At 54.2% G+C, this 18,900-nt stretch carries 16 protein-coding genes, 1 tRNA gene and 2 other RNA genes; 9 read left to right on the top strand and 10 right to left on the bottom strand.

Annotation, left to right across the window (positions count from 1 at the left end):
* Positions 1-280 precede the first annotated feature (280 nt).
* From csgD to csgG, 4 genes are read left to right on the top strand one after another with little or no spacing between them, the layout of a single operon-like run.
* Positions 281-931 (top strand): biofilm master transcriptional regulator CsgD, encoded by a 651-nt coding sequence (gene csgD, locus B3511_RS07015; protein ID WP_046885729.1) that lies wholly within the window; start codon positions 281-283, stop codon positions 929-931.
* A gap of 4 nt (positions 932-935) precedes the next feature.
* Positions 936-1,325, top strand: coding sequence for a curli production assembly/transport protein CsgE (gene csgE, locus B3511_RS07010; protein ID WP_040076209.1), 390 nt, complete (start codon positions 936-938; stop codon positions 1,323-1,325).
* A gap of 24 nt (positions 1,326-1,349) precedes the next feature.
* Complete coding sequence (gene csgF, locus B3511_RS07005) at positions 1,350-1,766, top strand: curli production assembly/transport protein CsgF (protein ID WP_040076210.1); 417 nt, start codon at positions 1,350-1,352, stop codon at positions 1,764-1,766.
* 26 nt (positions 1,767-1,792) lie between these two features.
* Complete coding sequence (gene csgG / locus B3511_RS07000; RefSeq protein ID WP_040076211.1) at positions 1,793-2,626, top strand: curli production assembly/transport protein CsgG; 834 nt, start codon at positions 1,793-1,795, stop codon at positions 2,624-2,626.
* 46 nt (positions 2,627-2,672) lie between these two features.
* Here the strand turns inward: csgG and B3511_RS06995 are convergent, their stop codons facing one another.
* The 4 genes from B3511_RS06995 to ghrA form a co-directional block, all read right to left on the bottom strand.
* Positions 2,673-3,155 (bottom strand): DUF1097 domain-containing protein, encoded by a 483-nt coding sequence (locus B3511_RS06995; RefSeq protein ID WP_207293454.1) that lies wholly within the window; start codon positions 3,153-3,155, stop codon positions 2,673-2,675.
* Positions 3,156-3,251: 96 nt separating this feature from the next.
* Positions 3,252-3,806, bottom strand: a complete 555-nt coding sequence (locus B3511_RS06990; protein WP_040076213.1) for a TorD/DmsD family molecular chaperone — start codon at positions 3,804-3,806, stop codon at positions 3,252-3,254.
* Between the two features lie 20 nt (positions 3,807-3,826).
* Positions 3,827-4,564, bottom strand: coding sequence for a phosphatase (locus B3511_RS06985; protein WP_286783338.1), 738 nt, complete (start codon positions 4,562-4,564; stop codon positions 3,827-3,829).
* A gap of 83 nt (positions 4,565-4,647) precedes the next feature.
* Positions 4,648-5,586 carry a glyoxylate/hydroxypyruvate reductase GhrA gene (gene ghrA, locus B3511_RS06980; protein WP_286777848.1) on the bottom strand — a complete coding sequence of 313 codons (939 nt, stop codon included), beginning with the start codon at positions 5,584-5,586 and terminating at the stop codon, positions 4,648-4,650.
* Positions 5,587-5,816: 230 nt separating this feature from the next.
* Here ghrA and B3511_RS06975 point away from each other — a divergent pair.
* The 3 genes from B3511_RS06975 (at position 5,817) to B3511_RS06970 (ending at position 6,265) form a co-directional block, all read left to right on the top strand.
* Positions 5,817-5,904 (top strand) — tRNA-Ser (locus tag B3511_RS06975).
* Between the two features lie 44 nt (positions 5,905-5,948).
* Positions 5,949-6,085: non-coding RNA, RtT sRNA (locus B3511_RS20715), on the top strand.
* Positions 6,086-6,129: 44 nt separating this feature from the next.
* Positions 6,130-6,265, top strand: a non-coding RNA gene (locus tag B3511_RS06970) — RtT sRNA.
* A 128-nt stretch (positions 6,266-6,393) separates the two neighbouring features.
* Here B3511_RS06970 and phoH read toward each other — a convergent pair.
* The 4 genes from phoH to efeU all read right to left on the bottom strand — a co-directional run bounded on the left by phoH (position 6,394) and on the right by efeU (position 10,972).
* Positions 6,394-7,182 (bottom strand): phosphate starvation-inducible protein PhoH, encoded by a 789-nt coding sequence (gene phoH, locus B3511_RS06965; protein WP_040078532.1) that lies wholly within the window; start codon positions 7,180-7,182, stop codon positions 6,394-6,396.
* A 496-nt stretch (positions 7,183-7,678) separates the two neighbouring features.
* A complete protein-coding gene (efeB, locus tag B3511_RS06960; protein WP_233803838.1) occupies positions 7,679-8,962 on the bottom strand; it encodes an iron uptake transporter deferrochelatase/peroxidase subunit in 1,284 nt (427 codons plus the stop codon).
* Positions 8,963-8,967: 5 nt separating this feature from the next.
* Positions 8,968-10,095, bottom strand: a complete 1,128-nt coding sequence (gene efeO / locus B3511_RS06955) for an iron uptake system protein EfeO (protein ID WP_286777847.1) — start codon at positions 10,093-10,095, stop codon at positions 8,968-8,970.
* A 43-nt stretch (positions 10,096-10,138) separates the two neighbouring features.
* Positions 10,139-10,972 carry an iron uptake transporter permease EfeU gene (gene efeU, locus B3511_RS06950; protein WP_046886631.1) on the bottom strand — a complete coding sequence of 278 codons (834 nt, stop codon included), beginning with the start codon at positions 10,970-10,972 and terminating at the stop codon, positions 10,139-10,141.
* Positions 10,973-11,223: 251 nt separating this feature from the next.
* Here efeU and B3511_RS06945 point away from each other — a divergent pair, with 251 nt between their 5' ends.
* The gene (locus B3511_RS06945; protein ID WP_046886632.1) at positions 11,224-12,408 is read left to right on the top strand and encodes a NupC/NupG family nucleoside CNT transporter; all 1,185 of its coding nucleotides are present in this window, start codon (positions 11,224-11,226) and stop codon (positions 12,406-12,408) included.
* A gap of 32 nt (positions 12,409-12,440) precedes the next feature.
* Here the strand turns inward: B3511_RS06945 and B3511_RS06940 are convergent, their stop codons facing one another.
* Both B3511_RS06940 and putP read right to left on the bottom strand, forming a co-directional pair.
* Positions 12,441-12,860, bottom strand: a complete 420-nt coding sequence (locus tag B3511_RS06940; RefSeq protein ID WP_286777846.1) for a DUF3574 domain-containing protein — start codon at positions 12,858-12,860, stop codon at positions 12,441-12,443.
* 103 nt (positions 12,861-12,963) lie between these two features.
* Positions 12,964-14,472, bottom strand: a complete 1,509-nt coding sequence (gene putP / locus B3511_RS06935) for a sodium/proline symporter PutP (RefSeq protein WP_207293447.1) — start codon at positions 14,470-14,472, stop codon at positions 12,964-12,966.
* Positions 14,473-14,892: 420 nt separating this feature from the next.
* Between putP and putA the strand changes: the two genes are divergently transcribed.
* The gene (putA, locus tag B3511_RS06930) at positions 14,893-18,855 is read left to right on the top strand and encodes a trifunctional transcriptional regulator/proline dehydrogenase/L-glutamate gamma-semialdehyde dehydrogenase (protein WP_286777844.1); all 3,963 of its coding nucleotides are present in this window, start codon (positions 14,893-14,895) and stop codon (positions 18,853-18,855) included.
* The last annotated feature ends 45 nt before the right edge of the window (positions 18,856-18,900 follow it).

Genomic DNA, 18,900 nt, shown 5'->3' with positions numbered 1-18,900 from the left:
ATATCAATATGTACAACTTTATTATCAAATCTAAGCATTTTAAACCCTCTGTTTTTACATATTAATATTGATTTTTACATCCTGTTACATGTTTAACACTTGCTTTAAAAATCGTAATAGCTAGATTGAAATCAGAAGTTCAGTAGTATTTTTTATTTTACCTCCTTCTGGAGGATATGATTTTCTTCTACACACAGCAGTGCAACATCTGTCAGTACTTCTGGTGCCCTCTTAATATAAGAGGGCAGCTGCCGGATGTCCCGAAAAAAGGGGTTTCATCATGTTTAATGAAGTCCATAGTATTCATGGTCATGCTTTATTGTTGATCACCAAACCTTCGTTACAAGCCACAGCTTTACTACAGCATTTGAAACATACTCTGTCACTGAACGGGAAATTGCATAATATTCAACGTTCTTTTGACGACATTACGACTGGCAGTATTATTCTTTTCGATATGATGGAAGCCGACAAAAAGCTTATCCATTACTGGCAGGATATTTTAAGCAGGAAAAACAATAATATCCGTGTACTTTTATTGAATACTCCTGACGAGTATCCCTTCAGAGATATCGAAAGCTGGCCCCATATCAACGGCGTTTTTTATGTCAGTGAAGACGAGACGCGCGTTATCGATGGGCTGCAAAGCATATTGCGCGGCGAATGCTACTTTTCGCAAAAGCTTGCTAGCTATCTCATCACCCACTCCGGAAATTATCGCTACAACAGTTCGGAATCCGCTTTGCTTACGCATCGCGAAAAAGAGATTTTGAATAAACTTCGCATCGGAGCTTCAAATATTGAAATCGCCCGTTCGTTATTTATCAGCGAAAATACGGTTAAGACTCACCTTTATAATCTTTTCAAGAAGATAGCTGTTAAAAACCGAACTCAGGCTGTTTCATGGGCAAACGATAACCTCAGGCGTTAACGCTATGAAACGCACCATGAGTTGGATTGCCGCAGCAGGTTTTTTACTTGCTGCCGGGGAGCTGCACGCGGTTGAAGTGGAGATCCCCGGATTATTGACCGATCACACAGTTTCATCTGTCGGGCACAGCTTTTATCGTGCATTTAGCGACAAATGGGAAAGTGATTACCCCGGCAACTTAACCATCAATGAGCGGCCCAGCGCACGTTGGGGAAGCTGGATAACCATAACGGTCAATCAGGACGTGATATTTCAGACTTTCTTATTCCCAGGCAAACAAGGTCTCGATGACAACGTGAATGTTGCCCTGGCGCAAACCGAAGAGGCGCTTAATCGTTTGCAAATAGATAAAGCTCTATTGAGCACAGGCGATTTAGCACAAGACGAATTTTAAAAGCATTATTATCCGGAGGCTGTCATGCGTATAAAACATGCAGTGATTGTATTAATGTTTATTTCACCCATTACCTGGGCCGGGAATATGACTTTCCAGTTCCGCAACCCTAATTTTGGTGGAAACCCCAATAATGGCGCATTCCTTTTAAACAGTGCCCAGGCTCAGAACTCCTATAAAGATCCCAGTTTTGATGATGACTTTGGCATCGAAACGCCCTCTGCGCTGGATAACTTTACCCAGGCTATTCAGTCGCAAATATTGGGTGGACTGTTAACCAATATTAATACCGGTAAGCCTGGCCGCATGGTGACCAGCGATTACATCGTTGATATTGCTAATAAAGATGGGCAGTTGCAGTTAAACGTAACCGACCGGAAAACGGGGAAAACCTCCACTATCCAGGTTTCGGGTTTACAAACTAACTCAACCGACTTTTAGACAACGTCGTAATAAGGACAATAATCATGCAGCGCTTACTGTTACTTGTTGCAGTGTGCTTATTGAGCGGTTGTTTAACTGCTCCACCTAAAGAAGCCGCAAAACCGACATTAATGCCTCGGGCCCAAAGTTATCGTGATTTAACGCATCTGCCGATGCCGACCGGGAAAGTTTTCGTCTCGGTCTATAACATCCAGGATGAGACCGGACAATTCAAACCTTACCCGGCGAGTAACTTCTCTACTGCAGTACCGCAAAGCGCCACGGCAATGCTGGTGACGGCGTTAAAAGATTCTCGCTGGTTTGTGCCGCTGGAACGTCAGGGACTGCAAAACCTGCTGAACGAACGTAAGATTATTCGTGCCGCACAGGAGAACGGAACCGTTGCCATCAATAACCGTGTTCCGCTCGAGTCGTTAACTGCAGCAAACGTCATGGTGGAAGGTTCGATTATTGGTTACGAAAGTAACGTGAAATCTGGCGGCGTGGGGGCCCGGTATTTTGGTATCGGCGGCGATACCCAGTACCAGCTGGATCAGATAGCGGTTAACCTTCGTGTTATTAACGTTAGCACGGGTGAGATCTTATCTTCGGTCACCACCAGCAAAACGATCCTCTCTTATGAGGTTCAGGCAGGGGTCTTCCGCTTTATTGATTACCAGCGCCTGCTTGAGGGTGAAATTGGCTACACCTCGAATGAACCGGTCATGCTCTGCCTGATGTCTGCTATCGAGACAGGGGTTATTTTCCTGATTAACGACGGTATCGATCGTGGTTTATGGGATCTGCAGAATAAAAATGATGTGAAAAACGATATCCTGGTTAAATACCGTCAGATGTCGGTACCGCCGGAATCCTGATTGCTAATGGCGCATCAAAAAAGGCGAGACAGATGTCTCGCCTTTTTTATTCATTTAGCGCCGCAACGCGTTGCGATCGCTCTCGCCTGGCGGCAATCCACAGCCCGCTATTTTTCATGGCATACCCAAATACCAGCCCCAGCAGTAGAGACGGCACCACCAGCGCCCAGTCTCCCTGCCCTGCAAAGGTAGCGCACGCGCCGATAAAGGTGCCCGGTACGAACGAAAGCAGCAGATGTTTTGCCTGTATGCACATCAGAAACGCCACTATACCGGTCATAACGTAGCCTGCCAGCTCCATATGCGGTGCCAGCGCGCTGCCGTGAATGATAATCAACGCCCATGCAACACCGCTCATCAGGGTGCAGCCGGAGATAAAGAGCCCCTTAAGTCCGCCCTGCGGGCAGGCGAAATAGGCCGTGCATCCCAGGAAACCGGCCCAGCTCAGTAGCCCTAATGAGACGGCTACCCACCCCCAGATACCGGAGAGGATGCCTGTCGTGATTGCGATAGAAAGGAGTATGTTCATGGCGCGCATCTTAGCAGATACGCGCCGGTGAAATGCGATCAGAAGCACATAATATGTAAAATGAGATTCACCGTTACATTATTTATGTGACGTAAATCACTCTTCGTTCTCTTCCTGAAGTTCATCCCACATGGCTGCGATAGCGTCACGGGTTAAGGGAGCCATGGTCCGCCAGAATGGAGAGGCCGCATGGGCTTCAACTTTCCCCAGGAAGGTGTCACACCACGGCAGAAGGTAATCCGCAAAGAGCGTTTCAAGCGCCTCGTTTTCGTCGTCCCCGGCATGATCTTCAATCCACGATGCTGCCAGCAGCAAGGTACCGATGTGATCCGCCGGCGTATCAGACAGGGGCATGCCGCGCTCTGAAAGAAAAGCCCGTACCTCGGCCTCTGTTGCCCCCTCTTCCCAGGCGGAACGATAAGGTGACACACGGCACTCCTCGCCAACAAACAGAGCGTTGTAATCTGCGGCAATTTGCTGCATATCGCAACTATTCTGCAGACGCTGTAACTGCTCATCCTGCTCCAGCGGCCAGCTCTGCGCCAGTTTGCCTTCACGAATCAGGGTGAAGAGCGGCACCAGCAGCGGATCCTGAGGCTGACGGTAGTACAAAGAGCCCAGCACGCGGCAGAGGATGGAAAACTCATTCATTTATTTAGTCCATTACACAGTTAAAATTCAGCAAATTCAGGGATAGGTTCCATCCCCCGCGACGCCAGGAAGTCGAGCATGCGTCGAGGCGTCACGTTCAGAATCTGATCTTCCGGGAAGTCGACCTCGTCGAGGATTTTACGGCACTCGCTAAAATCACCCAGCGTGAACGCGGTGTGGGAGTCGGAACCCAGCGCCACCATCCCTCCGGCGTCTCGTACCGCCGCCGCGACAGCCCGGCAGTTCGCCTCACTGCCCTTACGCGAGTGAACGAATGACGAGTTGTTGATCTCCAGCGCCACGCGGTGTTCGGCCGCGGCCTGCGCCACTGCCTTAATGTCGATAGGATATTTTGGATTGCCCGGATGGCTGATGATATGCACATTGCCGCTGGCAATGGTGGCAATCATCGCCTCGGTATTTGTGGCCTGATCCTGAGGGGCAAATACCGGTTCATGGAACCCGGCCAGAATCAGATCCAGAGAGGTGAGCATCGGGCCGGTACAGTCAATCTCACCCTGGGTGTTTTTGATATTCGCCTCAATGCCGCGCAGGATCCCGACGCCGTCTACCAGGCGTGGCCAGATACGCATATTCACAAAGTGCCAATAGTGCGGAGCATCTGCCATATCAGGGCCGTGATCGGTAATCGCAAAGAGTTTGATGTTCTTAAGCTTTGCTTGTGCGATGTAGTCATGAAGGTTGCTGTAGGCGTGGGTGCTGGCGACAGTGTGCATGTGCAGGTCAACGGGATACATCATTCTCTCCTCTCATCTTTCCCAAAGGATAGCAGTTATCGTCTGCGAATATTAGCAAAAACCCGGCAAACGCCGGGTTTAACTCAGTAACCGCGCTGGCGGTCTACCTGTCCGCTGACGGGTTTTCCCGCTTCCAGCTGTGTGATGGTGCGGGCAATATAATCGACGGCTTCTGCCGGACGCGTGACGGCGGCAATATGCGGCGTCATGGCCACGCGCGGATGCGCCCAGAGCGGGCTTTCAGGCGGCAGCGGCTCTTTACTGTAGACATCCAGCATGGCCCCTTTCAGTTTACCGCTCTCGAGGGCAGCCAGCAGGTCGGGTTCAACCACGTGCACGCCGCGAGCCAGGTTGATGAGATAACTTTGATCGGGCAGTTGTCTGAGCAGCGCCCCATTGATAATGCCCGCCGTCTCTGCCGTATTGGGCAGCAGGTTTATGAGCACGCGGGTCTCTTTGAGGAAATCTGGCAGCTCTTCCACACCGGCATAGCTGGTTACGCCTGGGAACTCTTTACGACTGCGACTCCAGCAGCGCAGCGGGAATCCCCAGGGTGCCAGCGCTTCGGCAACTTTCGAGCCCAGCACGCCCGCCCCCAGAATCCCAATGGTAAAGTCTTCACGCTGATAATCCGCTAACGGTTCCCAGTGCGCCTGTAACTTGAAGGCCTGATAATCATCGAATCGGCGGAACCAGTGCAATACCTGGCTCACGGCGTACTCCTGCATCTGCTCGCCCATCCCGGTATCTTCCAGGCGGAACAGGGGGATATGTTCAGGCAACATCTCTGGATGGGCTTTCAGCTTGCTGAGAATCGAATCAACGCCGGCGCCGAGTGCAAATACTGCTTTCAGATCGCGTCCCTGGAGCATTTCGACGGGTGGATGCCAGACCAGGGCGTAATCCGCATGATCCTTATCTCCCCGCTTCCACTCGCGAACCCGCGCGCCCGGCAATGCTGCTGAAAGGGCATTAAGCCAATAAGCGGTATCAAATGTAGGGTGATAAAAGATGATATCCATAAATTCTCCTGCTTTTCTGCGCTGTTTTATTTTCATTTTCAACTGGATTGCCAGCATAACAAATAAATGCGGCTGCTGCGTTGCTGATAAAAGAGGCGCTTTCAGAACAATTAGGAATCATATTGCTTGAAGTTTGTATGAACGCGCTAAATTACTGAAAAAGTGAGTTGACGACCGTTCGGGTTTTCCTTACATTAGCGCCCGTCCCAGCAACAACGGGATGACAATATGGTGAGGTGTCCGAGTGGCTGAAGGAGCACGCCTGGAAAGTGTGTATACGGCAACGTATCGGGGGTTCGAATCCCCCCCTCACCGCCATATTTGAGAAAGAGCTCGTACGCAAGTACGGGCTTTTTTTTCGCATATTGCACGCCTGCGGGGGGATGAGAACTCCCGACCGGGGTTCGACAACTGGCGCAGCCAGTTGGACAGACTGGGAGCGAAGCGAACAGGCTGCCCGTAGGGCGAGCGCAGCGAGTCAATCCCCCCCTCACCGCCATATTTTGAGAAAGAGCTCGTACGCAAGTACGGGCTTTTTTCTTTTATATTCTCCGCCAGGGGGGGATGAGAACCCCCGACCGGGGTTCGACAACTGGCGCAGCCAGTTGGACATATGACGAGCCTGCGAGGAATCTGCCCGTAGGGCGAGCGCAGCGAGTCAATCCCCCCCTCACCGCCATATTTGAGAAAGAGCTCGTACGAAAGTACGGGCTTTTTTTCGTATCTTGCACCCCAGCGGGGGTTCTCATTATCCCCCTCCCAAAAAAACAAAGCCCGGTTTCCCGGGCCTTGAACAGAACAGCGAACTCAGTAATACGCATTCAGCGTTCGCTGACACAAAGCCGATCGTACGCAATCGTCTTTTGTGAAGCGGACAATACCCACCATCTCATCTTCCTCAAAACGTGCCAGCGCATCGCTTAATCCCGACGGAACGCCCGCCGGCAAATCGCACTGCGTAATATCACCGTTAACGATGACCGTCACGTTCTCCCCGAGGCGCGTTAAAAACATCTTCATTTGCGCAGCGGTCACGTTCTGAGCCTCGTCGAGAATCACAACCGCATTTTCAAATGTACGTCCGCGCATATAGGCGAACGGCGCGATTTCTACCTTGCCAATTTCTGGTCGTAGGCAGTACTGCATAAAGGAAGCGCCCAACCGTTTAACGAGCACGTCGTAAACCGGCCGGAAGTAAGGCGCAAACTTCTCCGAGATATCGCCTGGCAGGAAGCCCAGGTCTTCATCGGCCTGCAGCACAGGACGAGTAACAATTATCTTGTCTACGTCCTTATGGATCAGAGCCTCCGCCGCTTTGGCGGCGCTTATCCAGGTTTTACCGCATCCGGCTTCGCCAGTTGCAAAGATAAGCGATTTTCTCTCAATAGCATTCAGGTACTGCGCCTGAGCGTCATTGCGTGCCACAACAGGAGTAAGATCACGGCTGTCCCTTGCCATGCCAATTGCTTCAACGCCACTCATCTGCACAAGCGAGGTGACCGATTCTTCTTCACGCTGTTTATGGCTGCGTGAATCTCGTCTCAGCACACGTTTTGCTTCACGACGAGCTTTGATCACTGCTTTTTGTCTTCCCATGGATAGCACCTTGAGTTGTTGGTATTCATCACACACGCCGTTGCCGGCGCGATTATGCGCACAAACATCTGAGGTTTGGCTTCCTTTTAAGCCATAGCTTGCCTGGTTGTTGGACATTGCCGAACGGCTACGCGCACCGTTCGGCACGTGGGAAAAATCATGATTTACGTTGGTGGGGGCGTTTTTTGTGGTGAAGAAATCGTTGTCGGAGTCTAAGCCTCCGCGTCGGGTGCTGCGGTTATTGCGTTTACCTTGTCCAGTACAGGACCCTACCATTCGCGATCTCCATAGTGAAAGACATCACTGCCGGGATTTACCGCTTTCTTAGAATAAGTACATCAGGATTTAAAACAAATGCAACATTTATTTTACCTGAATGCAACTTTCAGAGTCACCCTGCAGCAGACCACAGTGTCATTCAGAATTATTACAAAATAATAACATCAGGAAGATCATAGTAAAAAAGCTCTCCCGCACCACGATGCGGGAGAGTTATTCAGGCTTCGAGTAAACCCTGAGCGAGGTAGTGATTTTTATCCAGGGCGCCCGGTAAGGCGAAGAAATAGCCGCCGCCAATGGGCTTCACATACTCTTCCAGCGCTTCGCCATTTAGCCGCTTTTGTACGGTTAAAAAGCCTTTATTCAGGTCGTGCTGATAACAGACAAACAACAGCCCCATGTCCAGTTGCCCCGAGTTGGTCACGCCCAGCGAATAACTGTATCCCCTGCGCATCATCAGGCTGGAGGCGGTCTCTTTGGTGCGAGGATTGGCGAGACGAATATGACTATCGAGGGCGATAGTCTCCCCGTCGGGATCGCGGGCGTAGTCCGGCACATCGTGCTCGTTTTTCATTCCCAGCGGCGCCCCGCTCTGTTTATCGCGACCAAAGATGGTCTGCTGCTCTTTCAGCGGCGTACGATCCCAGAACTCCACATGGAACTGAATGATACGCACCGCCTGATAGCTGCCGCCTACGGCCCAGGCCGGTTCGCCCTGATCCGCTGTGACCCATACCACCTCGTTCATCAGCACATTGTCGCTGCTGTCGGGGTTGGCAGTCCCGTCTTTAAAACCGAGCAGGTTAACCGGCGTCTCTTTGCCTTTACTGCGCGCCGCGTGATCGGAGATAAACCCTTCCCGCTTCCAGCGCACGCTCAGCAGGTCCGGAGTATGTTTGATCACATCGCGCAACGCGTGGATCACCGTGTCCTGGGTGTTGGCGCAAATTTGCAGCAGGACATCACCATGACAGAGGGCGGCATCCAGCGAATCATTCGGGAAGCGCGCCATTTTCTGCAGCGCCTTAGGCTTCAGCTTTTGCAAACCAAAGCGTGCATCAAACAGCGACTCGCCCAGCGAGACGGTAATGGTCAGATTATCCGGGGCAATATAGGCCCCCAGAATACCGGAATCCATGGGCGGCAGGCGTGTATTCTGGGTATCGGGGGCCGGGCCGCCCGTCGTCAGGAAGTCGATACGGGCCGTTAACAGCCGGAACAGACGCTCCAAATCGGCTTTATCGCTGGCCAGAACATCAAAAGCCACCAGCATCATCGATGCCTGCTGCGGCGTAAGAATACCCGCCTGATGTTTACCGAAGAACGGCTGCGTCTCCATGCGTGCATCCGGGGAGAGCGTCCCCGGCGCGCTTTGCGGTTTTGCCGCATGCGCTACCGGGCAACCCCCTGCCAGAGCGAGCGCGCCGCCAAGCGCGCCGACCCCTTTTAACAACCGACGCCGCGAAGGCTGGGCAACGTCGTACTCATCGTGCTTGTTCATGATGCTTAATCCAGACCCAGCACGCCGCGCAGTTGAGCCAGATCTTCCGCCAGAGTAGTAATCGGTCCTTTCAGGGCATTACGATCCGCCTCGGTCAGCTTTTCATAGGTCTCGTAACCGTCTTTGGTGCGGTATTTCGCCAGAATGGTGTTCACTTTTTTGAAGTTGGCATCCACCTTCGTCAGGAGCGCGCTGTTCTCTTTTTGCAGTTGAGGACGCAGCAGGTCGACAATCTTCTGCGCGCCTTCCACGTTCGCCTGGAAGTCCCAGAGGTCGGTATGGCTGTAACGATCTTCTTCACCGCTGATTTTGCTGGCCGCAACTTCTTCAATCAGGCCTGCCGCGCCGCCCACAACTTTAGAGGGCGGGAATGCCAGCTCGCTGATGCGTTTTTGCAGCTCCAGCACATCGCTATTGAGTTGATCGGCATAGTGCTCCATCCCTTTAGTGCTGTTATCGCCAAACAGTGCCTTTTCCAGACGGTGGAAGCCGGTGAATTTCGGATCGGCCGCTTTTTGCTCGTAATCATCTTCACGGGCGTCGATGCTGCCGTCGAGGTCGGAGAAGAGCTCAGCGATAGGTTCAATACGTTCGTAATGCTGACGGGTCGGCGCATACAGCGATTTGGCCTTTTCGATATCGCCCGCTTTCACCGCATCGGTGAAGGCTTTGGTCCCGGCGACCAGGTCGGCGGTCTCTTTCGTCACATAAGCTTTGTAAGCGGTGATGGCGTCGCCCAGGCTCAGCAAGGCCTCCCCTTTCGCCGCCTCGGCAGTGGCACCGCCTTTAACAATCAGCTTGCCTTTCGGGTTAGTCAGCAGGCCACAGGTCATCTCATACTCACCCGGCTCCAGGTTGGCCGTCATCTTCTGGCTAAAGCCTGGGGCAATGTTCTCACGCTCTTCCACAACCATCACCCCTTTCAGGATCTCCCACTCCAGCGCTTTCTGGCTATGGTTCTGAATGAGGAACTGTGTCTTGCCGCTGTTGACCGTGAGGGTCATCGGCTCACACTGCTTGTCATTGACGGTGACTTTCACCTGTGGAATATCGGCAGCCTGCACATAAAACGCAGAGGACAACAGCGCGGCAATACCTGCCTGTAACGTGGTACGACGAAATTGAATAGCCATGACCCTTCCCGTTAATAAGTATGTTGTAACTAAACAAAGCACGTTACAGCGCAGTCCGCGTCGGTTGCGTGCTGGGGCGTGATGGCATGAAAAACAGCACCAGCGCCGGAATAAGATAGATAAAATAGATCGCCACTTCGCTGACGCTCGGCGTCTCCTGATAACCGAAGATGCCTTCGAGGAGCGTTCCCGCCAGTGAGTGGGTAGAGAGGATAGTGCTCAGGTCAAAAGCCACATCCTGGAAGTGATTCCACAGCCCGGCCTCGTGGAAAGCGCGGATAGCGCCCGCTGCCAGCCCGGCGGCCACCAGCAGGATAAACAGGCTGGTCCATTTGAAAAAAGCGCCGAGGTTGAGACGCACGCCGCCCCAGTAGAGAAGAAAACCGAGCACCACGGCGGTCGCCAGCCCCAGTACCGCGCCGAGCGGTGGCCAGATACCTACGTCCTGCTGGAATGCCGCCAGCAGGAAAAAGACCGACTCCAGCCCTTCGCGGGCGACGGCGAAAAAGACCATCATGATCAGCGCCCAGCCGTGATGATTGCCTTTCTGCAGGGCGCTATCGACCGCCTGCTCCAGCTGAACTTTGACGTTACGGGACACTTTACGCATCCAGAACACCATCCAGGTGAGGATGACCACGGCAATTACCGCCACAATGCCTTCGAATAACTCCTGCTCTTTTTGCGGAAACTCGCCGGTGGTTTCGTTGATGGCAATGCCCAGCCCCAGGCAGAGCGCTGCGGCGAGGAAAACCCCAATCCACATCACCCCAATCCAGCGCCCGCGTTGGGTGCGTTTCAGGTAACTGGCGATAAGACTGACAATTAAGGCCGCTTCAAGGCCTTCACGTAACATAATGAGAAATGGAACAAACATGCCGACACCTTAAATGTTTATCGCCGTCAATTGATGCAAAGAAAGGTAAATTCTTGTGATAGTGATTATCATTACGGCATGCAGAAATACAAGCGAAATATGCGGCGTTTTAATGACAGGATGTAAACCCCTTGCAGGGTAATCATTACCCTGTTAACTAACGGCTTTATAAGCTCATGAATAAAAGTCCATTTACCCTTAAACGCGGCTGTGGCTAAATGTGCGCCTCGAAAACCTGCTGATTATTAAATATGTCTACTATTTTGCACTTCCTGCTGGCCCTGGTGGTTATCCTGGCGCTGGCGTGGCTGGTCAGTTTCGATCGCCGTAAAATTCGTATCCGCTATATTTTACAGCTCATCGTGATCGAAATAGCACTGGCGTTCTTTTTCCTGCATGCCGAAAGCGGCCTGTTCATTATTAAATATGTTTCGGGCTTCTTTGAAACGCTGCTGAAATATGCCGCCGAGGGCACCAACTTTGTCTTTGGCGGTATGGGTGACAAAGGGCTGGCCTTTATCTTCCTTGGCGTGCTCTGCCCCATCGTCTTTATCTCCGCCCTGATTGGGATATTGCAACACTGGCGCATTCTGCCGATCTTTATTCGCCTGCTTGGTAGCGCGCTGGCAAAAGTGAACGGCATGGGTAAGCTGGAGTCGTTCAACGCGATCAGCTCCCTTACGCTCGGCCAATCAGAAAACTTCATTGCTTATAAAGGGGTGTTAGGCGATCTCTCCTCCCGTCGTCTGTTCACGATGGCAGCCACGGCCATGTCGACCGTCTCGCTCTCGATCGTGGGCGCCTATATGACGATGCTGGAGGCCAAATATGTGGTGGCGGCGCTGATTCTGAATATGTTCAGCACCTTTATCATTCTGTCGGTCATTAACCCAACGCGCCCGGAAGCTGAGCCGGATATTAAGCTGGAGAAAATGCACGAATCCCAGAGTTTCTTCGAAATGCTCGGAGAGTATATTCTGGCCGGCTTTAAAGTGGCGATGATTATTCTGGCGATGCTAATTGGCTTTATTGCACTGATTAGCGCCGTCAACGCCCTCTTCTCCAGCATCTTTGGTTTAAGCTTCCAGCAGATCCTGGGCTATGTGTTCTATCCTCTGGCATGGCTGGTAGGCATCCCGCTTAGCGATGCGTTGCACGCAGGCGGTATTATGGCCACCAAGCTGGTGGCAAACGAATTTGTGGCGATGATCGAGCTGCAAAAAATTGCCGCAGAGATGACGCCGCGCGGGCTGGGCATTTTGTCGGTATTCCTGGTTTCGTTCGCCAACTTTGCCTCTATCGGTATCGTCGCCGGGGCAATAAAAGGGCTGAACGAGCAGCAGGGCAACGTGGTATCACGCTTCGGTCTGCGCCTGGTCTACGGTGCGACGCTGGTGAGCTTGCTCTCGGCGAGCTTTGCCGGCCTGGTGCTGTAAATCTTGACGGCGGGGTATCCCGCCGTTTTTCGTTAAAACTGGACGCACACCGGCTGGTCAATACGCATCACTGACTCCTGGGCGAAGCGTGATTTATAAATCCCCCGCAGTGCCTCAATATTTTTCTCACTCTGCGCGTCTTTACCGTGTATCAGCATCAGCGCCTTGCTCGGCTCCCGCGCCACTTTCCCGTCGTTCCCCAGCCATTGCCCACGTGCATCAAACACCGTTAAGCCATCACGAAAACGTGGGGTAACATCCTGGTCGACAAACTGTTGCCACTCCGCACCGGTAATCTCTGCCCCTGCCGGGCGGTTAAGCCCGAAATAGAGCGTGGTTTGCTGCATCTGGTTATCGGCTTTACATTCCGCTACCGCCGCGTGTTGCGACGGTGCGCTGCAGCCAGCCAGCAGTAAAAGTGTGCCTGCCATTAACCCTGTTTTAAATATCATGGTTGCTATCCTCATTGTTATAAGCCCCGAGATATCAACGTAAATCAGAAAATTTAGCAATAAAAAAGCCGGGCGTACCCGGCTTAGAGAGCGTGCGTCAGGCTTATTCCGCCTGCAGCTTAACCGGCGGTGCCGTGTGGTAATGGGCATCCGCTTCAGCAAAGCGTTTCTGCATGGCCGCAGATGGCGCTTTGCCCAGCAAGCTAAAGATCACAATACCCAGGCTGGCGAAGATAAAGCCCGGGATGATTTCGTACAGGCCCAGCCAGGCGAACTGTTTCCAGACGATAACGGTAACCGCACCGATGATCATCCCCGCCAGCGCGCCGTTACGGGTCATACGCGACCAGAGTACGGAGAAGAGGACTACCGGGCCGAAAGCGGCACCAAAGCCCGCCCAGGCGTAGCTCACCAGACCCAGTACGCGGTTATCCGGATTTGCCGCCAGCGCAATGGCAATAAGCGCCACCACCAGCACCATAAAGCGCCCTACCCATACCAGCTCTTTCTGACTTGCCCCTTTACGCAGGAAAGCCTTATAGAGATCTTCAGTAATGGCGCTGGAGCAGACTAGCAGCTGGCAGCTCAGGGTGGACATCACCGCGGCCAGAATAGCGGACAGTAAAATCCCGGCGATCCATGGGTTAAAGAGGATCTGCGCCAGCTCAATGAATACGCGCTCGGCGTTCTGGTTCACCGCGCCCGCCTGCGCCGGATTGTTATTGAAGTAAGCGATACCGAAGAAGCCTACTGCACAGGCACCCGCCAGGCAGAGAATCATCCAGGTCATGCTGATACGACGCGCATGCACGATGGTGTGGTGAGAATCCGCCGCCATAAAGCGCGCCAGAATGTGTGGCTGACCGAAATAGCCCAGCCCCCAGCCCATCAGGGAGACGATAGCGACGAAGTTAAGCCCTTTCAGCATATCGACGTTTTCAATGCTTTTTTGCTTAATCACTTCCAGCGAATCGCCAAACCCACCCACGGTGATAATCACAATGACCGGCGTCAGGATCAGGGCGAAGATCATCAGGCTCGCCTGCACGGTGTCTGTCCAGCTGACGGCCAGGAACCCGCCTACAAAAGTATAGAGGATGGTCGCTGCGGCACCGGCCCACAGCGCGGTTTCATAGCTCATACCGAAGGTGCTTTCAAACAGACGCGCACCGGCCACAATGCCGGAAGCGCAATAGATGGTGAAGAACACTAAAATCACCACCGCCGAGATGATGCGCAGCACGCGGCTGTTATCTTCGAAGCGGCCAGTGAAGTAGTCCGGCAGGGTTAGCGCATTATTGTTGGCTTCGGTATGCACGCGCAGACGGCCCGCCACCAGTTTCCAGTTGATCCAGGCCCCGACGGTCAAACCAATCGCGATCCAGCTTTCTGAAATACCAGAGATGAAGATGGCACCCGGCAGGCCCATCAGCAGCCAGCCGCTCATGTCGGAGGCGCCCGCTGAGAGTGCTGTCACCATCGGCCCTAAACTGCGGCCACCTAAAATATAATCATCAAAGCTATTGGTAGATCGCCAGGCCAGGAAGCCAATAAGGATCATGCCAAAAATATAAACGATGAAGGTCACCAGCATCGGTGTGCTTATTGCCATATAACTACTCCGCAAATGTTCTGCGACAATCATCCGGATTGTCTTGTTATTGCATCATCGGAACGTGATGATGATCTCTATTTCTGTTGGCCGCGCGTATCCTGCCGTAAGCAGTGCTCGCACACAAACGATTTAACACTGCATTTACACCGAATTCATCCCAGAATTTATAGGTCTTTCCTATAGGTTGCACTCGCTCACGCTTTTACGGGTTGCACCTTTTAAAAGTGTTAAGCACCGCATAAAAACGGGCCTTAGCCGCCGCCGGCTACCTCTTTCTTCAGCTAACCAGTCGTTAACAATCCATTCATTTTTAAGCTTGCAAGCCCTGTCACAATTAACACGGTTGCACAAAGTTGCAACATGGTGGATATTTCTCGAAACGTTAGAACATCATTAAAGAACAACAGGAGTTTTGGCATGGGCATGACCACCATGGGGGTTAAGCTGGATGACGCAACCCGCGAACGGATTAAGAGCGCGGCGACCCGCATTGACCGCACGCCGCACTGGTTAATTAAGCAGGCCATTTTTAATTATCTGGAGCGACTGGAGAGCGAAGAGGGGTTACCGGAGCTGCCAGCCCTGCTGAACGGCGCGGCTAACGAGGGCGACGAGACGGCCGACGCAGCGGAAGAGAGCTATCAGCCCTTCCTGGAGTTCGCCGAGCAGATCCTGCCGCAGTCTGTCAGCCGTGCCGCCATCACTGCCGCTTACCGCCGTGCAGAGACCGACGCCGTGCCAATGCTGCTGGAGCAGGCCCGCCTGCCCGAGCCGATCGCGACGCAGGCGCATAACCTGGCATACCAGCTGGCCGAGAAGCTGCGTAATCAGAAAACCGCCAGCGGCCGTGCCGGCATGGTGCAGAGCCTGCTGCAGGAGTTCTCCCTCTCCTCTCAGGAGGGTGTCGCCCTGATGTGCCTGGCCGAAGCGCTGCTGCGTATTCCGGACAAAGCCACCCGCGATGCCCTGATCCGCGACAAAATCAGCAACGGCAACTGGCAGTCACACATTGGCCGTAGCCCGTCGCTGTTTGTTAATGCCGCCACCTGGGGTCTGCTGTTTACCGGTCGCCTGGTCTCTACCCACAACGAAGCCAGCCTCTCCCGCTCCCTTAACCGTATTATCGGTAAAAGCGGCGAACCGCTGATCCGCAAAGGCGTGGATATGGCGATGCGCCTGATGGGCGAGCAGTTTGTGACCGGCGAAACCATCGCCGAAGCACTGGCGAACGCCCGCAAGCTGGAAGATAAAGGCTTCCGCTACTCCTACGATATGCTGGGCGAAGCGGCCCTGACCGCCGCCGATGCGCAGGCCTATATGGTCTCTTATCAGCAGGCGATCCACGCCATCGGTAAAGCCTCCAACGGGCGCGGCATTTATGAAGGCCCGGGTATCTCGATTAAGCTTTCGGCGCTGCACCCGCGCTACAGCCGCGCGCAGTACGACCGCGTAATGGAAGAGCTCTATCCCCGTCTGAAATCCCTGACTCTGCTGGCGCGGCAGTATGACATCGGCATTAACATCGACGCCGAAGAGGCCGATCGTCTGGAGATCTCATTAGATTTGCTGGAAAAACTGTGCTTTGAGCCAGAGCTGGCGGGCTGGAACGGGATCGGCTTTGTTATTCAGGCCTATCAGAAACGCTGTCCGTTCGTCATTGATTACCTGATTGACCTGGCCTCGCGCAGCCGTCGCCGCCTGATGATCCGTCTGGTGAAAGGCGCCTACTGGGATAGCGAAATCAAACGTGCCCAGATGGAAGGGCTGGAAGGCTATCCGGTTTATACCCGCAAGGTGTATACCGATGTCTCTTACCTTGCCTGTGCGAAAAAATTGCTTGGCGTGCCCAATCTGATCTACCCGCAGTTTGCGACCCACAACGCGCACACGCTGGCGGCGATTTATCAGCTGGCGGGGCAGAACTACTACCCGGGTCAGTATGAGTTCCAGTGTCTGCACGGTATGGGTGAGCCTCTGTACGAGCAGGTCACCGGTAAAGTGGCGGAAGGGAAACTCAACCGTCCATGCCGCATTTATGCTCCGGTCGGCACCCACGAAACGCTGCTGGCGTATCTGGTTCGTCGTCTGCTGGAAAACGGTGCTAATACCTCCTTCGTTAACCGTATCGCCGATACCACCCTGCCGCTGGATGAGCTGGTGGCCGATCCGGTACAGGCGGTAGAGAAGATGGCCGCGCAGGAGGGTCAGGTTGGCCTGCCGCATCCGAAAATTGCCCTGCCGCGCGATCTGTACGGCGAAGGTCGCGTCAACTCCGCGGGTCTGGACCTGGCGAACGAACACCGTCTGGCCTCCCTCTCCTCTTCCCTGCTCAACAGCGCCCTGCATAAATGGCAGGCCAAACCGATCCTCGAACAGCCGGTGGCTGACGGTGATATGCAGCCGGTGCTCAACCCGGCAGAGCCAAAAGATATTGTTGGCTATGTGCGTGAAGCCACCGAAGAGGAAGTTAACCAGGCGCTGGATAGCGCAGTGAATAATGCCCCAATCTGGTTCGCCACCCCGCCGCAGGAACGTGCCGCTATTCTGGAGCGCGCCGCGGTGCTGATGGAAGACCAGATGCAGCAGCTGATTGGCATCCTGGTGCGCGAAGCGGGCAAGAGCTTCAGTAATGCCATCGCCGAAGTGCGTGAGGCGGTCGATTTCCTGCACTACTATGCAGGTCAGGTGCGCGATGATTTCGATAACGAAACGCACCGTCCTCTGGGGCCGGTCGTCTGTATCAGCCCGTGGAACTTCCCGCTGGCGATCTTCGCCGGACAGATTGCCGCCGCGCTTGCCGCAGGCAATAGCGTCCTGGCAAAACCGGCTGAGCAAACCCCGCTGATTGCGGCTCAGGGCATCTCTATTCTGCTGGAAGCGGGCGTGCCGCCGGGCGTGGTGCAGCTGTTGCCGGGACGCGGTGAAACCGTCGGTGCTCAGCTCACCGCCGACACCCGGGTGCGCGGCGTGATGTTTACCGGCTCCACTGAAGTGGCCTCGATGCTGCAATGCAACATTGCTACCCGTCTTGACGCACAGGGCCGCCCAACGCCGCTGATTGCGGAAACCGGCGGCATGAACGCCATGATTGTCGACTCTTCTGCCCTGACCGAACAGGTGGTGGTAGACGTGCTCTCCTCCGCCTTCGACAGCGCGGGTCAGCGCTGCTCCGCCCTGCGTGTTCTCTGCCTGCAGGACGACATTGCCGACCATACGCTGAAAATGTTGCGTGGTGCGATGGCCGAGTGCCGCATGGGCAACCCGGGTCGTCTCACCACCGATATCGGGCCGGTCATCGATGCCGAAGCGAAAGCCAACATTGAAAATCACATTCAGGCGATGCGTGCTAAAGGCCGCCCGGTCTACCAGGCCGTCCGTGAAAATAGTGACGACGCCCGTGAGTGGAAAACCGGTACCTTCGTGGCACCGACCCTGATTGAGCTCGCCAGCTTCGATGAGCTGAAAAAAGAGGTCTTCGGCCCGGTGCTGCACGTGGTGCGCTACAGCCGTAATAACCTTGCCGCGCTGATTGAACAGATCAACGCCTCCGGCTACGGTCTGACTCTCGGCGTGCATACCCGTATCGACGAAACCATCGCGCAGGTGACGGGCAGCGCCAAAGTGGGCAACCTGTACGTCAACCGCAACATGGTCGGTGCCGTGGTCGGCGTGCAGCCGTTTGGCGGTGAAGGCCTGTCGGGCACCGGTCCGAAAGCCGGTGGTCCAATGTACCTTTATCGTCTGCTGGCGAACCGCCCGGAGAACGCACTGGGTGTAACCCTGGCGCGTCAGGATGCGCAGTACGCGGTGGACACCCAGGTGAAAACCGTCCTTACCCGTCCGCTAGAGGCGCTGGCAGCCTGGGCAGAGAAACGCCCGGAACTGCATGCCCTGTGCCTACAATATGGCGAGCTGGCGCAGGCCGGTACGCAGCGTCTGCTTCCGGGACCAACCGGCGAGCGCAATACCTGGACGCTGATGCCGCGTGAGCGTGTGCTCTGTGTGGCGGATAACGAGCAGGATGCCCTGGTCCAGCTGGCCGGTGCGCTGGCAACGGGTTGTGAAGTGCTGTGGCCAGAAGATGGCCTGCACCGCGACCTGGCTAAACAGCTGCCTAAGGCGGTCAGCGAGCGGATCCACTTTGCAAAACAAGAGGAGCTGGCCCGCCAGCCGTTCGATGCGGTGATTTATCACGGCGACTCTGACCAGCTGCGTGAACTCTGCGAAGAGGTTGCGGCCCGCGAAGGGGCGATTGTTTCGGTGCAGGGCTTCGCCCGCGGTGAAACGAATCTGCTACTGGAGCGTCTGTACGTTGAGCGTTCGCTCAGCGTCAACACCGCCGCCGCCGGGGGCAACGCAAGCCTGATGACAATCGGTTAACGCTATGCTAATAAAAGCTCCGGTAACGGAGCTTTTTTCGTTTTA

Origin of the sequence: Leclercia sp. UBA1284, from assembly GCF_002308415.1 — a bacterium.
GTDB lineage: Bacteria > Pseudomonadota > Gammaproteobacteria > Enterobacterales > Enterobacteriaceae > Enterobacter > Enterobacter pneumoniae.
The sequence above is the reverse complement of the archived record's forward strand: the minus strand, read 5'-3'. Positions and strand labels throughout refer to the sequence as shown.

Bases quoted from the DNA above. Each gene is read 5' to 3' on its own strand.
- B3511_RS06940 (WP_286777846.1), bottom strand. From the start codon at position 12,860: ATGATATTTAAAACAGGGTTAATGGCAGGCACACTTTTACTGCTGGCT.
- putP (WP_207293447.1), bottom strand. From the start codon at position 14,472: ATGGCAATAAGCACACCGATGCTGGTGACCTTCATCGTTTATATTTTT.
- B3511_RS06995 (WP_207293454.1), bottom strand. From the start codon at position 3,155: ATGAACATACTCCTTTCTATCGCAATCACGACAGGCATCCTCTCCGGT.
- B3511_RS06945 (WP_046886632.1), top strand. From the start codon at position 11,224: ATGTCTACTATTTTGCACTTCCTGCTGGCCCTGGTGGTTATCCTGGCG.
- putA (WP_286777844.1), top strand. From the start codon at position 14,893: ATGGGCATGACCACCATGGGGGTTAAGCTGGATGACGCAACCCGCGAA.
- csgE (WP_040076209.1), top strand. From the start codon at position 936: ATGAAACGCACCATGAGTTGGATTGCCGCAGCAGGTTTTTTACTTGCT.
- efeB (WP_233803838.1), bottom strand. From the start codon at position 8,962: ATGAACAAGCACGATGAGTACGACGTTGCCCAGCCTTCGCGGCGTCGG.
- efeO (WP_286777847.1), bottom strand. From the start codon at position 10,095: ATGGCTATTCAATTTCGTCGTACCACGTTACAGGCAGGTATTGCCGCG.
- ghrA (WP_286777848.1), bottom strand. From the start codon at position 5,586: ATGGATATCATCTTTTATCACCCTACATTTGATACCGCTTATTGGCTT.
- phoH (WP_040078532.1), bottom strand. From the start codon at position 7,182: ATGGGAAGACAAAAAGCAGTGATCAAAGCTCGTCGTGAAGCAAAACGT.
- csgD (WP_046885729.1), top strand. From the start codon at position 281: ATGTTTAATGAAGTCCATAGTATTCATGGTCATGCTTTATTGTTGATC.
- B3511_RS06990 (WP_040076213.1), bottom strand. From the start codon at position 3,806: ATGAATGAGTTTTCCATCCTCTGCCGCGTGCTGGGCTCTTTGTACTAC.
- efeU (WP_046886631.1), bottom strand. From the start codon at position 10,972: ATGTTTGTTCCATTTCTCATTATGTTACGTGAAGGCCTTGAAGCGGCC.
- csgF (WP_040076210.1), top strand. From the start codon at position 1,350: ATGCGTATAAAACATGCAGTGATTGTATTAATGTTTATTTCACCCATT.
- B3511_RS06985 (WP_286783338.1), bottom strand. From the start codon at position 4,564: ATGTATCCCGTTGACCTGCACATGCACACTGTCGCCAGCACCCACGCC.
- csgG (WP_040076211.1), top strand. From the start codon at position 1,793: ATGCAGCGCTTACTGTTACTTGTTGCAGTGTGCTTATTGAGCGGTTGT.